Annotated in this window: 14 protein-coding genes and 1 tRNA gene; 5 read left to right on the top strand and 10 right to left on the bottom strand. The window is 71.2% G+C overall.

Translation table 11 applies throughout. From position 1 onward, the window contains the following. The first annotated feature begins 7 nt into the window (after positions 1-7). The 3 genes from VFV21_RS02390 to VFV21_RS02380 all read left to right on the top strand — a co-directional run bounded on the left by VFV21_RS02390 (position 8) and on the right by VFV21_RS02380 (position 775). Positions 8-307, top strand: a complete 300-nt coding sequence (locus VFV21_RS02390; RefSeq protein WP_034210352.1) for an integration host factor subunit alpha — start codon at positions 8-10, stop codon at positions 305-307. Then, entirely contained in the window at positions 288-644 is a 357-nt protein-coding gene (locus tag VFV21_RS02385) for a MerR family transcriptional regulator (RefSeq protein WP_290884961.1), read from the top strand. The genes VFV21_RS02390 and VFV21_RS02385 overlap by 20 nt, the downstream gene beginning before the upstream one ends. Before the next feature lie 54 nt (positions 645-698). Next, positions 699-775 (top strand) — tRNA-Pro (locus VFV21_RS02380). A gap of 72 nt (positions 776-847) precedes the next feature. Here VFV21_RS02380 and VFV21_RS02375 read toward each other — a convergent pair. The 10 genes from VFV21_RS02375 to VFV21_RS02330 all read right to left on the bottom strand — a co-directional run bounded on the left by VFV21_RS02375 (position 848) and on the right by VFV21_RS02330 (position 12,595). After that, on the bottom strand, positions 848-2,776 hold the full coding sequence (locus tag VFV21_RS02375; protein WP_329667901.1) for an AsmA family protein: 1,929 nt from the start codon (positions 2,774-2,776) through the stop codon (positions 848-850). 110 nt (positions 2,777-2,886) lie between these two features. Next, entirely contained in the window at positions 2,887-4,677 is a 1,791-nt protein-coding gene (locus tag VFV21_RS02370; protein WP_329667900.1) for an acyl-CoA dehydrogenase C-terminal domain-containing protein, read from the bottom strand. A gap of 19 nt (positions 4,678-4,696) precedes the next feature. After that, positions 4,697-5,161, bottom strand: coding sequence for a hypothetical protein (locus VFV21_RS02365; protein ID WP_329667899.1), 465 nt, complete (start codon positions 5,159-5,161; stop codon positions 4,697-4,699). 57 nt (positions 5,162-5,218) lie between these two features. Next, entirely contained in the window at positions 5,219-5,764 is a 546-nt protein-coding gene (locus VFV21_RS02360; protein WP_329667898.1) for a lipocalin family protein, read from the bottom strand. A 69-nt stretch (positions 5,765-5,833) separates the two neighbouring features. After that, entirely contained in the window at positions 5,834-6,199 is a 366-nt protein-coding gene (locus VFV21_RS02355; protein WP_329667897.1) for a hypothetical protein, read from the bottom strand. 82 nt (positions 6,200-6,281) lie between these two features. Further along, on the bottom strand, positions 6,282-6,941 hold the full coding sequence (locus VFV21_RS02350; RefSeq protein WP_329667896.1) for a response regulator transcription factor: 660 nt from the start codon (positions 6,939-6,941) through the stop codon (positions 6,282-6,284). Beyond that, positions 6,938-7,699: a sensor histidine kinase gene (locus VFV21_RS02345; protein WP_329667895.1), complete on the bottom strand. Its 762-nt coding sequence runs from the start codon at positions 7,697-7,699 to the stop codon at positions 6,938-6,940. Before VFV21_RS02345 ends, VFV21_RS02350 begins: the two co-directional genes overlap by 4 nt. After that, positions 7,696-10,845, bottom strand: coding sequence for a serine/threonine-protein kinase (locus tag VFV21_RS02340; protein WP_329667894.1), 3,150 nt, complete (start codon positions 10,843-10,845; stop codon positions 7,696-7,698). The genes VFV21_RS02345 and VFV21_RS02340 overlap by 4 nt, the downstream gene beginning before the upstream one ends. Further along, complete coding sequence (locus tag VFV21_RS02335) at positions 10,842-11,702, bottom strand: GAF domain-containing protein (RefSeq protein WP_329667893.1); 861 nt, start codon at positions 11,700-11,702, stop codon at positions 10,842-10,844. Before VFV21_RS02335 ends, VFV21_RS02340 begins: the two co-directional genes overlap by 4 nt. Positions 11,703-11,764: 62 nt before the next feature. Beyond that, on the bottom strand, positions 11,765-12,595 hold the full coding sequence (locus VFV21_RS02330; protein WP_329667892.1) for a DUF6689 family protein: 831 nt from the start codon (positions 12,593-12,595) through the stop codon (positions 11,765-11,767). A gap of 220 nt (positions 12,596-12,815) precedes the next feature. On the opposite strand from VFV21_RS02330, the gene VFV21_RS02325 reads away from it, so the two are divergent. Together VFV21_RS02325 and VFV21_RS02320 are read left to right on the top strand one after the other, a co-directional pair. Beyond that, positions 12,816-15,323: a S8 family peptidase gene (locus VFV21_RS02325; protein ID WP_329667891.1), complete on the top strand. Its 2,508-nt coding sequence runs from the start codon at positions 12,816-12,818 to the stop codon at positions 15,321-15,323. A 178-nt stretch (positions 15,324-15,501) separates the two neighbouring features. Continuing rightward, positions 15,502-15,708, top strand: a complete 207-nt coding sequence (locus VFV21_RS02320) for a hypothetical protein (protein WP_329667890.1) — start codon at positions 15,502-15,504, stop codon at positions 15,706-15,708. The last annotated feature ends 104 nt before the right edge of the window (positions 15,709-15,812 follow it).

The following is a 15,812-nucleotide window of genomic DNA, read 5'->3' as shown; positions in this document are numbered from 1 at the left end:
GGATGTTATGGCACTGACAAAGGCCGAAATGGCGGAACGTCTGTTCGAGCAGGTTGGCTTGAACAAGCGCGAGGCCAAGGAATTCGTCGACTCCTTCTTCGATGCGTTGAGGGAAGCGCTGGAGCGTGGGCAGCAGGTCAAGCTGTCCGGCTTCGGGAATTTCGACCTGCGCCAGAAGAACCAGCGGCCCGGCCGCAACCCCAAGACCGGCGAGGAGATTCCCATCTCCGCCCGCACCGTCGTCACCTTCCGTCCGGGACAGAAGCTGAAGGAGCGCGTGGAGGCCTATGCTGGATCCGGGCAGTAATCGGGAGCTTCCGCCGATCCCGGCGAAGCGCTACTTCACAATCGGAGAGGTCAGCGAGCTGTGCGACGTCAAGCCGCACGTGCTGCGCTATTGGGAAACCGAGTTCACCAGCCTCAAGCCGGTGAAGCGCCGCGGCAACCGCCGCTATTACCAGCGCCACGACGTGCTGATGATCCGCCAGATCCGCGGCCTGCTGTACGAACAGGGCTACACCATTTCCGGCGCCCGCCAGCGCCTGGAAGGCGAGGTCGGCCGCGTCGAGACCAGCATGTCGGCGCAGATCGTCAAGCAGGTCCGCATGGAGCTGGAAGAAGTCCTCCAGCTCCTGCGCCGCTGAGCCGGAAATTCCGTATAATCGCCAGCCCGGCTCCGGCCGGGAAACACCAACGATCGGGGCGTAGCGCAGCCTGGTAGCGCACTAGCATGGGGTGCTAGGGGTCGTGAGTTCGAATCTCACCGTCCCGACCAATCGTGAAAGCCTGGCCCGAACCCCGGGGCGAGGCGAAAGAGGAAACCCGCCGATTGGCGGGTTTCGTCGTTTCAGGGCTTGGGCGCGACCTGCTTCAGGCAGTCGGCGTCCTTGCCCGGGCCGGTTTCGACCAGGGCCAGCAGCGCCGCAGGCGGAGCCACCGCGAACAGCGCGGCGGCCGCGGCGCTGCGCAGCAGCAGCGGGCCGCCCTGCGGCCGGATCGTCGGCGACTTGAAGGTGCCGCCGACGCGCAGCGGCGAGCGCAGGCTGAAGGGGCTGGCGTCCTTCGGACGCGGCTTGAGCAGCAGGTCCAGCGACTCGTCGCCGAGGTCGGCGCTGCCCTCGGCCAGCAGCAGGGTGTCGGTGGTGTCGAAGGCGAAGTTGTCGAGCGTCATCGTGCCGTCGACGACGGTGAAGTCGGCGAAGCCGCAGCGCACCGGCACCACGCGGTCCTTGCCGAGCAGGAAGCGCAGCGCTTCGGCGATGTCGAGGCCGGCCAGCTCGAGCGTGAGGTTGCTGATCTGGCCCGGGCCCATCGCCAGGTCGAGGTCGCCGTTCGCGGAGGCCATGAACGCGGCCAGCGAATTGCCGCGGCCGCGGAGGTCGATCCGCGCGCCGATGCGGCCGGTGCTTTCCGGCGCGGCGTCAGGCGCCAGCTTGGGCAGCTCGAGCCGGCGCGCGGTCAGCCCGATGTCCACCGCGATCGGCGATTGACGCGAGTCCAGGCGCACCACGGTATCGACCTGGCCGCCGGCGACGCCGAGCGACAGCGGGTCGAGCTTGAGCTCGCCGTCCACCAGCACCAGGTGGCCGTCCAGCGATTCCAGCGGCAGCGTCGGCGAGGTGACCCGGCGCGCCTTGAGCTTCACGTCGGCGTCCATCGCGCGCAGCTTGGCCAGGTCGTAGGGCGCGTCCGGGAACAGCCGGGTGCCCGCCGTGGCCTGCACTGGCCGGTTGCCTTCGCCCACGGTGGGCTTGCCGCCGATGAAGCCGGCGAGGTCGTCGAAATCCAGCTGGTCCGAGCGCAGGTCGGCGCGCAGCAGCGTGCGCCCGCGCGTGCCGTCGACGATCACTTCGCCGGCCAGGTCGGAGTCGCCCACCACGCCGCTCATCCCGCGATAGCTCCAGATGCCGTCCTCGCGCGCCAGTTGGCCTTCGAGCCGGTACGCCGACGTGGTGGGGATCGCGAGGCCCAGCACGGGGTAGAGGTCGGCCATGTCGTCGCCGCTGATCTCGAAGCCCAGGTCGAAATCCGCGAGTTGCAGCGGCGTGGCCAGGGCGCCGGTGGCGCGCATGCGGGTCGCGCCGGCGCGCGCCTCCAGGTCGATCCGGAATTTTTCTTCGGCGTCGGCCAGCAGCAATGGCGAATCCACCCGGCCCTGGAGCAGGAAATCGTTGCCGCGATAGCGGCCGTCGCCGCTGAGCAGCAGCGGCGGGAAGGTTTCGCCGTCGGCCGGCAGGCCGCTGCGAACCTGCACCGCGAGGTCGGTGCGCAAGGGCGCCTCGACCAGGCGGAACCGGCTGTCGGTGACCCAGAGCTGGTCGATGTCCGGCGTGCGCGCCGGTTTCCCGTCATCCCGGGCTTCATCGTTGAAGCGCCAGTTCGCGCGCAGCGCCTGGTCGCGCTCGAGATGCAGCGCGGCGCCGTCGAGCCGGACTTGCGGCAGGTACACGCGGCCTGCGAACAGGTGCCAGAACGCCCACTGCACCTCGACCCGTTCCGCACGGAACATTTCCGGCGCGTCCGACCAGTCGACATTCCCGAGCACGACGCCGTGGGCAATGATCGTCGGCCGGAAAAACGCTAGGTCCACTTCGAGGTCGCCCTCGATCACGAAGCTGCGGCCGGTGGCCGACGCCACGGCCGCCTGCACCGGCCGCTTGTACCAGTTCCAGTCGAACAGCACGATCAGCAGCACCATCAGCAGCGCGAACAGGATCCACGCGCGCCGCTGGCGCGGCGTCATTTCAGCGGGTTCCGGCGCAGGCGGCTTGGTCATGGCGCCAGTCTAGTCGCGCAAAAAGAAACGGCAGCGAAACCGATACGCTGCCGTTCACTTTCGCCGTCACCCGGCCTGAACGAATGCGCGCCCGCGGGCGCCGGGCGTCCTCAGCTGTCGAACAGCGCCGCGTCCAGCGCCAGCAGGTTGCCGCTGCCGCTGCGCATCGCCGCCGCATGCGACTGCGTGCGCGGCAGGATGCGGGCGAAATAGAAGCGCGCGGTCTCGCGCTTTGCGGTCTTGAACTCGGCCGGGTGCGCACCGGCCTCGGCCGCCGCCACCGCCTTCGCCCACCAGAACGCCAGCGCGACGTAGCCGGAGTAGAAGAGGTAATCGACCGAAGCCGCGCCGACTTCGTCCGCGTTGGCCATCGCCTTCTTGCCCACTTCCATCGTCAGCTCGCCCCACTGCTTGGCGATCTCGGCCAGCGGCAGCACGAACTCGGTCAGCGACGCGTCGGTGGCGTGCTCGGTGCAGAAGGCCTGGATCATCTTCAGGAACTGCTGCAGGCCGGCGCCCTGGAGCTGCATGGTCTTGCGGCCCAGCAAGTCGAGCGCCTGGATGCCGGTGGTGCCTTCGTAGATGGTGGTGATGCGGGCGTCGCGCGCCAGCTGCTCCATGCCCCACTCGCGCACGTAGCCGTGGCCGCCGAAGCACTGCAGCGCGTGGTAGGTGCACTCGTTGCCCCACTCGGTCAGCAGGCCCTTCACGATCGGCGTGAGGAAGCCCAGCAGCACGTCGGCTTCCTTGCGCTCGGCCTCGTCCTTCGAACGCTCGAGCACGTCCACCAGCGTGGCGGCGTGCAGGGCCAGCATGCGGCCGCCTTCGGCCAGCGCCTTGCAGGTGAGCAGCATGCGGCGGATGTCGGGATGCACGATCAGCGGGTCGGCGGGCTTGTCCGGGTTCTTGGCGCCGGACAGCGCGCGGCCCTGCAGCCGGTCGCGCGAATAGTCGAGCGCGTTCTGGAAGGCACGGTCGATCAGGGCCAGGCCCTGCAGGCCGACGGCGAGGCGCGCGGTGTTCATCATGGTGAACATCGCATTGAGGCCCTTGTTCGGCTGGCCGATCAGGTAGCCCTGGGCGCCGTCGAAGTTCATCACGCAGGTGACCGAGCCGTGGATGCCCATCTTGTGTTCGATCGAGCCGCAGCGCACCGCGTTGCGCGCACCGACCGTGCCGTCGCGCGCCACCTGCACCTTGGGCACGATGAACAGCGAGATGCCCTTCACGCCCGCGGGCGCGTCCGGCAGGCGCGCCAGCACCAGGTGGATGATGTTGTCGGTGAAGTCGTGCTCGCCGCCGGTGATGAAGATCTTGGTGCCGCTGATCTTGTAGGTGCCGTCGGCCTGCGGCTCGGCCTTGGTCTTGAGCAGGCCCAGGTCGGAGCCGCAGTGCGGCTCGGTCAGGCACATGGTGCCGGTCCACTCGCCGGCGATGATCTTCTTGAGGAAGACCTCCTTCTGCCAATCCTCGCCGTGGTGCTTGAGCGCCTCGGTGGCGCCGTGCGAGAGCAGCGGGTAGTTGCCCCAGCTCAGGTTCGCCGCGTCGATCATTTCCTTCAGCGCGGCGCCGAAGCTTTCCGGCAGGTCCTGGCCGCCCATCGCCTCGGGCGCGGTGATGCCGGCCCAGCCGCCCTCCACGAACTGCGCGTAGGCCTCCTTGAAGCCCGGCGGCGTGGTGACCGCGCCGGTGTCCTTGTCGTGCACGCAGCCGTGCTCGTCGCCGACGCCGTTGAGCGGGGCGAGCACGGACTGGGTGAACTTCGCGGCCTCTTCCATCACCGCGTCGAGCAGGTCGCGCTGGGCATGCTCGATGCCGAGCTTCGCGTAGAGCTTGTCGGCGCCGATGACGTCGTAGAGCGCGAACTTCATGTCGCGCACGGGAGCGGTGTAGCGATTCATTCGTTCAATTCCTGTGGGGTCAGCGCAGCACGCCGGCCAGGCCCGGGACCGGGTTCAGGCCGCTCTGGTAGTCGAAGGGGTGGTCGGTCTTGGGTTCGCTGGTGGCAATGCGGCCCGACAGCGCGTAGCGGACGCTGCCGCGCTTGGCCAGTGCCGCGTCCACTGCCGCGCGCGCGGCGTCGGAGGGGCGGAAGACGTGGGTCACCAGCTCGTTCGAGCCCGGCCCGACGCTCAGGCCCGGGTCGAGGGTGAAGCGCGCCGCTTCGCCGCCATTGACCAGCAGCGTGGCGTCGAGGCTGGAGAAGCGCATCGGCACGGTGCTGAAGTTCTGGATGCGGATGCTGGCGGCCCACTGGCCATCGGGCTGCACGCGCAGCTCCTGCAGGCTGGCCTGGGGCGGGAAGATCCGCTTGGGCGGGCCGCCGGCGCAGGCGGCGAGCAGGGCGGCCAGCAGGACCAGGCCAAGGACTTTCACGATTCGCATCAAGGTCACCGGAAGCGTGGGGAACCGGCTGAGCATACCAGCCCGTACGTTGGCGGGTCAGTCGCCCCGGGGCGGGACGACCACGATCAGTTCGTCCAGCGAATAGCCCAGCGCGACGGCCCGTGCCTTGAGCCGCGTGAAGGTTTCGGCATCCATCGCCGGCTCGCGCGAGAGGAACCACAGGTACTCCCGATCCGGCTCGCCGACCAGGGCCCATCGGTAATCTTCGTCCAGCGCGATCACCCAGTAGTCGGCCCAGACCATTGGCAGGAAGGACAGCCAGCCCGGCGCGAACCGGACCTCAAGCTTGGCGGGATGGTCGCCGGCCCGGCGGGCCATGCCCACCGACTTCATCCGCACGCCGTCGTCGCGCAGGCAGGCGTTGGTGACCTGCACCCGGCCGCTTTCCAGCGGGACGTAGGTGGCCGTGATGTCGCCGACGCAGCGGCGCTCGAAGTACATCGGCAGCCGCGCGATCTCGTGCCAGGTGCCGGAATACCGCTGCAGGTCGAGTTCCGGCACGGCCTGCAGCGGGGCGGGTTCGTTGGCGGCCGCGGGGGCGGCGAGGGCGAACAGCAGCGCCAGGGCGGGAAGGGTCTTCATGGCGGGGGCTCCATCCAACCGGGACGCACAGGGTAACGCCGCCCGCCATGGATGGACCGTGAACCGGCCCTAGCCGGCGTCGCGGCCCGCGGCCATCTCGCGCGCCAGCTTTTCCTGGAAGCCCTCGAAGTCCAGGCCCGCGGCCGCGGCCTCGGCATGCGCCGCTTCGCGCAGCGGCGCCGAGAACACCAGGTCCACCGTCTTGCCCTCGGCCCGCAGCAGCGCCGCCGCGCGCTTGAGGATCGCCAGCACGTGCGCCGCGCTGTGCGAAGTGCCGGCGATCCTGCCGTCCAGCCCCAGCACCCACTCGCCGTCCTTGCGGACGATGCCGCCGAGCAGCTTGCCCGCGGCATCGCGCAGCTGGGCGTGGGGTTCGCCGAGGTTTTCCGGCGGGATGGTCGGGCGCCCGGCGGGCGGGCGGGTGGGCTTGGGCATGTTGGTGTCCGGGAGGGGCGGGGCGTGGGGCCGCCGGCGCGATGCGCACAGGGTAGCCGAGTTCCGTCGCTACCACGGTGGCTCAGCGCGCGAGCCCGCGACGGATGGCGTAGCGGACCACTTCCGCCGTATTGCGTGCGCCGAGCTTGTGCAGGACCCGGGCGCGATGGTTCTCGGCCGTCTTGGTGCTGATGTCGAGGCGCCGCGCGATTTCCTTGGTCGTCAGGCCGTCCGCGATCAGGTGGAAGACTTCGCGTTCGCGCGCCGTCAGGTCGCGGTAGGGATCCTCCAGGCCGCGCTCGGGCTGCTGCAGGTGTGCGGCCAGTACGCGGCTGGCGTCCGCGCTGAAATGGCCGCGGCCGCGCGCGATGCTGCGGATGGCCTCGATCAGTTCGCTCGCCGGGCTGTCCTTGAGCAGGAAGCCGGACGCGCCGGCGCGCACCGATTGCAGCAGGTACTCCTCGTCCTCGTGCATCGTCAGGACCAGGGTGCGTGTGCCGGGGCACTGCTCACGCAGACGGCGCACGACCTCCAGGCCATTGAGTCCCGGCATCGACAGGTCGATCACGGCGACGTCCGGGGACAAGGCCAGGCAGAGCGCCACCGCCTGCTGGCCATCGGCGGCCTGCCCGACGATGCGGCAGCAGCCGGCCGATTCCAGCACGGCGACGAGGCTCTCGCGGACCATGCGGTGGTCATCGGCGATCAGGACCCGGATGCCCGGCGCGGCGGCCTCGCTCATGGCGTGAGTCTGCCAGCATCGCCCGCCAGCGGCACCTCGAGCTTCAGGCGCGTTCCCGCGCCCGGATGCGTCACCAGCTGCAGCGTCCCGCCGTGCAGCGCCGCGCGTTCGCGCATGGCGCCCAGGCCGCTGCCCTCGCCGGAACGACCGCCCTGGCGCGCGTGTTCGGCGTCGAAGCCCCGGCCGTCGTCCCAGGCTTCGAAGCGCAGGCGACCGCGTTCGGCGCCGAGGCGGAAACCGGCGTGCTCGGCGGCGGCGTGCCGGATCGAATTGGTCAGGGCCTCCTGTGCGACCCGGAACACCAGCGTCCGGGTGTCCTCGTCCAGTTCCGGAACCTCGCCCGCCTCGATCTCCACGGAAACCCCCGCGGGCTGGGCGAGCGTGCGGCCCAGCCAGCGCAGTGCCGGCACCAGGCCCAGGTCGTCGAGCACCTGCGGGCGCAGCAGGCGCGACAACTGCCGGGTGTCGGCCAGCGTTTGCTCGCACAAGGCGATGGCGTCGGCCAACCGCGGGCCCGCGGGCGCCGCCGGATCCAGGCTGCCCTGCAGCAGCATCAGCTGGTGCTTGAGCGCGGTGAGGTTCTGGCCGAGTCCGTCGTGCAGGTCGCGCGCGAGGCGCCGGCGCTCGTCCTCCTGTACCCGGTACATCGCGCGGGCCAGGCGCTGGAAGCGGGCCTGGTTGGATTCCAGTCGCGCGACCAGGTCGGCGTACTCGCGGCCCAGCCGCGCCAGTTCGGCGCCCGGATCCTGGGCCGTCATGGCGATGGCCCGCCGTCCGCGCCGGCCTGCCGCGCCAGCGCTTCGAGGCGCTCCCGTCGATAGTAGGGGCGGCCGTCGGCCAACAGCTCGCGCGCTTCGTCCAGCGCTTGACGAGCGCCGGCCCGGTCGTCGGCGGCGAGCGCGAGCGCCGCGCGGCGCTCGAGCCAGGCCAGCTGCAGCGGGAGATGGCCCAACTGCCGCACTTCGTCGTCGAGCGCGGCGTCCGGCGCCCGTGACGACAGCACGCGGGCCTCGAGCTGCAGCACGCGGATGCCGGCCCGGCCTGCCAGCTCGGCGGCGTCGGCGAGCGCCTGCCGTTCGTCGCCTTCGCGATCCGTTCCCGCCAGTGCGCGGGCGCGCAGCAGTTGCGCGAGCGTGGCTTGCTCCGGCGTTCCGGTCCCGGCGCCGTCGGGCAGCGCATCGATCACGGCCAGGGCATCCGCGGGTTCGCCGCGGGCCAGGGCGATCCTCGCCGCGAGCAGCGCCGCATCGGTGCGCCCGCGCTGGTCCTGCCGCGACTCGAACAGGCGGCTGGCGCGATCGAGCTGTTTTTCAGCGGTGTCCAGGTTGCCTTCGAGGATCTCCAGCTCGACTAGGTTGCGCAGGCTCACCGCGGCTTCCTCCAGCATCTGCCGCTGCTCGGCCGTTTGCAGCGAGCCCTCCAGCAGCGAGCGGGCCCGCGTCCAGTCGCCGCGCGCGGTCTCCAGCAGGCCCAGGTTCTGCTCGGCCCGCACCACGCCGTTGGCATCGTCGAGGCCGGCGAAGGCGTCGCGCGCCTGGCGCCAGAGCGCGCGCGCGTTGTCATAGTCGCCCAATTGGAAATGCGCGAAGCCGACGTTGTTGAGGCTCTCGGCGACGCCCAGCGGATCGCCGCTGCGCTCGCGGCTGCGCAGGCCGCGGCGATAGGCCGCCAGCGCCGCCGGGTAGTTGCCGCGCTCTTCCTCCAGCAGGCCGAGTTCGTTCTCGACGGCGGCGAGGCCCGGGTTGTCGCCCAGGTCCGTGAACAGGCCGCGCGCTTCCTCGAGCCGCGTGGCGGCCTGGTCCTGGCGCCCGCTGAAGAGGTCGATCTGGGCGAGGTTGCGCAGGCTGCTGGCGATGCCGCGCCGATCGCCCAGTTCGCGACGCAGCGCCAGCGCCTTTTCGTACTGCTCCTGCGCGTCGCTGGTCTGGCCCAGGCGGGCATAGCCAACACCGAGCGCATTCACCGTCTCGGCCTCGCCGCGCAGGTCGCGCGAGCGCTTGAACAGCACCAGCGCGCGCACCAGGTGGTCCTCGACCGCAACCCGGTGCTCGCCGCGGAGGATGGCGGTCTTTCCCCGCAGGAACCAGACGCGCGGGTCCTGCGGGTCGTTCGCCGCGGCGATGGCGAGGCTCGCTTCGGCGACCTCGAGGCTGCCGCCATCCAGGGCGATCTCGGCGATCCGCAGCTGGTGGCCGGGGTCGCCCTCAAGGCCAGGCGTCGACGCGGTGGCGAGCGCCACGGCCCGCTCGGTATCGCCCTCGAGCGCCGCACGCCACGCCGCCATCGGGTCGGCGAGAGGCTGGCCGGGCAGCTGGTCGGCGAGGCGGGCGGTATCGAGCGCCAGCGCGCGGCGGCCCGAGATGCGCGCCGCCTCCACCAGCGCGGCGAGTGCCGGGGCATGGTCGTGGTCGGCTTGGGTGATCTGCACGAGGGCATCGGCGGCCGCCTCGGCGCGGCCGGCGCGCAACAGGTCCAGGGCTCGTCCGTAGGCCTCGAGGTCCTCGTTGCCCGCCAGCACCGAACCGGCGGCCGGCACCGAGAGTTTGACCGCGAGCAGCGGCAGCAGGTCCCTCGCGGCCGCCGCGGGCGCGCCGCGCGACGGACCGGCCACCCGCTGCGGCGTCGTCCGGCCGTCGCCGCTGATCACCGCTTCGAACGCCAGGCCATCGCCGGATTGCACCGACCGCAGCCGCACGATGCGATCGGCCGGCAGCGCCTTCCGCAGCGCCTCGTCGTTGGCCGCGCCCTTGCCGGCCAGCCCGGATTGGGCCAGCGCCAGCCGGATCCGCTCGCCATCGGCCACGGCAACGCCCGGCTGGCCCGCCAGGCCGAGCCGCAGTGCTTCGGCGGCGCCTTCCAGCACCGGATCGTCCGCGGTGGCGTCCGCCATCAGCACGATCCGTGGTGGCGCCGGGGGAATGGCCGGGACCGGGTCCCGCCAGGGCGCCAACAGCGCCAGCGCCGCCAGGCCAGCCGCCGCGGCGAGGCCCAGCACCGGCCAGGCCGCGCGCGGCAGCGCCGCCGGGACGTGGCGTGCGTCGATGGCCCGGACCACGGCCTCGGCATCGCGCAAGCGATGGGCCGGATTGGGGCGGAGCAGGCGCGCCACCAGGCGAGCGACCCAACGGGGCAGCGCGGCGCGCCGTGACTCGATGGGGGGCGGGCCGGAGACCATCCGTCGCGCCATCGACTCGGCGGCGGTCGCGCCGGCGAACGCGGGCTCGCCCGCCAGCATTTCGTAGAGGATCAGGCCCAAGGCGTAGAGGTCGGCCCGCGCATCCACGGCGCCGCCGCGGGCTTGTTCCGGGGCCAGGTAGTCGGGGGTGCCGACGATGGCGCCGGTGTGCGTGATGCCGGTGGAGCCGAGCGAGCGCGCCACGCCGAAGTCGCTGATGAGCGCGTTGCCATCGGCGTCGACCAGGATGTTGGCGGGCTTGAGGTCGCGGTGGACGATGCCGCTGGCGTGCGCCGCCTGCAGTCCCTCCGCGATCTGCCGGGCGATGGTCAGGGCCTGTTCCACGTCCACCGGGCCGCGCTGGTCGAGCCACTGGTCCAGCGACCGGCCGTCCACGAAATCCATGCTGATGAACCAGCGATCGCCGTCCCGCGCGATGTCGTGGATGCGCACCACGCGCGGACTCGACACCTGCCGTGCGAGCAGCAGCTCCTGCCGGAAACGCTCGAACGCCTCGGGGCGCGCGGCCAGCTCGCTGCGCAGGACCTTCAGCGCGACCGTGATGCCCAAATCCTCGTCGCGGGCGCGATAGACCACGCCCATGCCGCCGGTGCCGATGCGCCGCTCGATGGTGAAGCGATCCGCGAGCCGCGTGCCGGGCGCGAGGTCCGCGACCGCGCCGGAGCCGGTCAGCGTAGGCTCGTCGCCCGGGACGAGGGCATCGCTCATGCCGCGCCCCCGCCCGGCGCCATCGCGGCCGCGCCCGGTGCCAGCGCCGCCTGGTTGCGCCGCGCGGCCAGCCAGAGCGTCGCGCGCTCGGCGAAGGCCTCCAGCAGCTCGAGGTCGATCCGCGTGATGACCGCGCCCGGGCGGCGGCTGTCGACGTAGGCCAGGCCCAGGACGTCCTCGCCCAGCACCAGCGGCAGGCAGGCCAGCGCGCGAAGGCCGCCGGCGACGACCGACGCCTGGCCCGCCAGCCCCGACTCGAGCGACAGGTCGTGGGCGACGACCGGCCGGCGCGTGCGGAGGGCCTGCGCGAGGGCCGTGGTGCTGCCGGCGAAGCGCGCCGCGTCGGCACCCGCGGGGAATCCCCGCCACGCCCGGGGAGCGAAGCCTTCTTCCCCGGGCAGCAGCAGCATGCCGCGCTCGGCGCCGGCCAGGTCGATGATCGCGTCCAGCGTGGCCTCCAGCAGTCCGGTGCGCGCGGGTTCGCGCGCGAGGGCGAGGGTCAGGGCGGTGGCGGCGTCCCGGCGCTGGCTGGATTCGAGGCGAGTGCGCGCCAGGGACGCGTCGTCGATGATCTCCAGCTCGCAGGCGACGTCGCCGAATCGAAGCCAGGCGCCGCCGCGCCGCGGCAGGCCGTCGGCCGGGGCGCCGTCGATGAAGCTGCCGTTCTTGCTGCCACCGTCCGCGAGGGTCCACGTCTCCCCGGAGAACGCGAGCGTGGCGTGCCGGCGCGAGACCGAGGCGTGCGCCAACTGCACCGCGCAACCGTCGGCACGCCCGATCGGATGGGGCCCGTCACCGGACAGCACGAACCGTTCGGCGGCGCACTCGGGAGGGTAGGCAGTCAGGCGCGCGGGCATGGCCCCATCTTAGCGCCGCCGGGGGCCGGCGGCGCCAGCGTCAGGGCGCGGTATTGGCGGCCTCAGTCGCCGTGGTCGCGGAGGTAGCCGATGCTGAAGACCAGGGTGTCGAGGCCGGCCAGGAGTTCGCCCGCGATGTTGTCGCGGTCGCGCAGCGCGCGCCACTCCTGGGGGATGGCCAGGCCGGCCCGGGCCGACACGCGCTGCCGCATCGCCTCGGCCACGCCGATGGCGTCCGCGTAGCGCTCGTCACCCAGCCCCGCCTCGATGGCATCGAGCTGCGCCTGCAGCGGGGCCGCCTCCAGCGCCGGCAGCTTGGCCGCCTCCGCCCGGAGGCGCGCCAGCTTGCCGGAGACGACGTCGAGCGTGGGGCGCGCGTCGAGCACCACCAGGAACTGCGAGAAGCCGCCGGTGGTGCCGCGCGTGCGCACGCTGCCGGCGGTGACCGACCCGGTGATGTCGCGGAAGGTGCCGCCCAGCGGCGCCTTCAGCAGCCGGTAGCGCGAGCCCGCGGTGTAGACCAGCGCATGCGTGTGCAGCTCGACGTGCACGACGCGGCGGAACGACAGGCCGCCGAACGTGGACGGCTCGATGGTGATCATCAGCGGAAGCTCCGCCGGCACCAGCGCGCCGCCGCCCGCGGGCAGGCGCGACAGCAGTGCGGCGGCGGCAGGGTCCACCAGTTCCGCGCTGACGCCCAGCGAGGCGGCGCTGAGGCCGCTGGCGTCGTCGAAATCGAGGCGAAGGTCGGCCAGCGGCGCGACGGATCCGCCGATCCGCACCAGCGCCGAATTTCCGGACACCTCGACCGTGACGGTTACGGGCTGCGCCAGCGCCGGCAGGGGCGACAGGACGAGCAGGAAGGCGAGCAGCTTTCGAACGACGGCAGTCATCGGGAACTCCGTGGGTGGGTGCGCGTCCGATGCGTCATTTCGTCGCACCTGTGCCGGGCGACGGCCGAATCTTAGGCCAGCGGCCGGCCGAAAGTCTCTAGGGGTTTTCCCCCACGCCGGTTGGGGGCTCTGCCGGATTGGTGGCGGCCGGGGGCGGGCGGAAGCTGCCTCCCGAGCCGCACAAACCCGAAAGCGGCTAACCCAGAACGGAGAGAGTGTGATGCCTGTCACCATTTCACGAATCGCCCGCTTGTCGGCCCTCTCGGTCGGCATGCTCGCCAGCGGCCTCGCGGTCGCCGAGGCCCGGATCGACCCCGAACTCACCCGCCTGCTGGCCAGCACCCCGGCCACCGAGGACCTGCAGATCGTCATCAGCTACGAGCAGTCCGGGCCGGTCACCGCCGCCCAGATCGCCGCGCTGCGCGAGCTCGGCATCGACCGCGGCGTGCACATGCACACGCTGCCGATCGCCGGCGCGCTGGCGACCCCCGCCGAGATCCGCGCACTGGCCGCGCGCGACGACGTCGCCTCGATCTACTTCAACGCCCCGCTGCGCTTCTTCAACAAGGAGCAGCGCGAGATCAGCGGCGCGGCGCGGGTGGTCGAGAACCCGGCCGACTTCGGCCAGGCGATTCCCTACAGCGGCCGCGGCGTGACCGTGATGGTGAACGACTCCGGCATCGACGCGACCCACGAGGACCTGAAGTTCGGCGAGAACGTCGTGCAGAACGTGCAGGCGGCGCAGAATATCCTCGCCAGCCTGGCCAACGACCTCGCGGGCCCGGGCATCTCGCCGATGCTGTACGTCGAGGACCAGCTCAACACCGACCTCGGTGGCTCCGGCCACGGCACCCATGTCGCCGGAACCGTCGGCGGCACCGGCGAGCGCTCGGGTGGCCTGTACCGCGGCGTCGCGCCCGGCGCGAAGCTGGTGGGCTATGGCTCGGGCGGCGCGCTCTTCATCCTGGACGCGGTTGGCGGCCTGGACTACGCGGCGACGCACCAGTTCAGCTTCGACCACCCGATCCGCGTCACCAGCAACTCCTGGGGCACGTCGGGAAAGTTCGATCCGATGCACCCGGTCAGCATTGCGACGTACGAGCTCTACAAGCGCGGCATCGTCAGCGTCTTCGCCGCCGGCAATGACGGCCCGGGCGAAGACACCCACAACCCGTACGCACAGGCGCCGTGGGTGATCTCGGTCGGCGCGGGCGAGAAGGATGGCGTGCTGACCTCGTTCTCGTCGCGCGGCAAGCGCGGCGAGAGCGGCACCTTCACGATGCCGGACGGCAAGTCCTGGACCTACTTCAACGAGCCGACCGTGGTCGCCACCGGCGTGGACATCATCTCCACCCGCGCCAGCACCAGCGTCATCGGTGCGCTGTCGGCGGAGCAGGACGCGGCGGCGATAGCGCCGGCGCACCTGCCGTTCTACACCCACTCCAGCGGCACCTCGATGGCGACCCCGCACGTGTCGGGCATCCTGGCGCTGATGTTCGAGGCCAACCCGAACCTCACGCCGATGGAAGCCAAGTCCATCCTCGAGGAAACCGCGGCCAACATGACCGGCCGCCTGGCCTGGGAAGCGGGTGCGGGCCACGTCAACGCCTACGCCGCGGTCGCGGCGGCGAAGGGCCTGCGCACCGACTACGGCCGCACCGTGAACGTGCTGCGCGAGTTCAACAGCAATGCACTGCTGGCGCCGGGCGGCGATCCGCTGCCGTTCTCGGTCCTGTTCTCGCCGGTCGGCGAGCCGGAGGCGGTGCCGTTCGAGGTGGGGCCGGAGGTGGCCTTCGTCTCGGCGCGCGCCACCACCGACACCAGCACGGTCGCGCTCGTGCTGACCGACCCGGACGGCGTGCGCTACGGTTCGTCGATCGCGCTGCCCGTGCTCGGCAGCACCATCACCACCGGCGCGCCGGGCAAGCCGGGCACCTGGACCATCTCGGTCAGCGGCATCGGCTCGGTGTCCGGCGTGGCGGTGGATCCGACCCGCAGCACGAATGGCGTCGCCGCCCCGGGCGTGATCGAGGGCGAGATCAGCTTCATCAACAGCGGCGGCTACACCGGCCTGGATGACGTGCACTCGCACCCGGCGCGCACCGCCATCGAGTTCGCGGTCGCCAATCGCCTGGTGGATGGCTACTCCGACAGCAAGTTCCGGCCGGACCAGCAGCTCAAGCGCAGCGAACTCGCGCAGTACCTGCTGATGGGCGCCAGCGTCCGCCAGTCGCTGCCGCTGTCGGGCGTGCCCAGCTTCACCGACGTCGCGCCGAGCACCCGCGAGTACGCCTACGCCGAAGCCGCGATCGCCAAAGGTGCGCCGCTGCGCGACCTCGGGCAGGACGACGCCGGCGTGATGCGCCTGGTGAACGGGCAGTTCAAGCCGGGCGCGAACGTCAGCCGCCTCGACCTGGCCTACGCGCTGGTGCAGGCGCAGGGCCTGCAGGACGTGGCCACGGCGTTCACCGGTCCGATCACGGTGCTGTTCAATGGCCAGCGCATTGCCATCGAGGACGCCGCATCGATCCCCGCCAGCCAGCGTGGCCACGTGCAGTACGCGCTGGACACGGGCGTGATCAACGCGCGCTTCGCGCTGGTGCAGGGGCCGTTCGACCTGCAGCCGACCATCAAGGCCTACTTCGACCCGGGCCAGGCGGTGACGCGCGCGGCCTACGCGGTGGCCGCCAGCCGGTTCCAGGTGCAGTACCAGTCCGCGGAAAACTGATCCAACCTGCGTGACCCCAAGGCCCGGCCAGTTTGGCCGGGCCCTTTTTTTTTGGGTCGCGAGCGGGAAAAGAAAAAGCCCACCATCGCTGGCGGGCTTCTTCTTTTCGTATGGTGGCCGAGGACGGAATTGAACCGCCGACACGGGGATTCTCAAAAATGTGCACCAGCCTGGCGACGTGATCGACTTCGGATTGCGATCCTCAGGTAGTCCGACGGTATCGCTCGCGGAACTGCTTTCGGTAACGGCGATGGGTCTACGCTTGGGCCGGCCTGAATCCGTATTCCTTACGCTCTCAGATCTGGTTTTTGAGGAAGATTCCGCACTGCAGGTCTTGAACCACTTCGAACAGGCATTCGGCCTTGAAACCGAGCGTTGGGACTGAGTCGCCCCAAGCTACCTAGCTCTTGCCTGCGCGTGGAAAGGCATGTCAGGGCGGCGACGTTGGTCAGCGGTTTGTGTCGCGGCAACGAAAGTGCACTAGGAAGA

Source organism: Arenimonas sp. (assembly GCF_036275555.1).
Lineage (GTDB): Bacteria > Pseudomonadota > Gammaproteobacteria > Xanthomonadales > Xanthomonadaceae > Arenimonas.
Note: the sequence above shows the minus strand (reverse complement) of the source record. Positions and strands in the feature narration are given on the sequence as shown.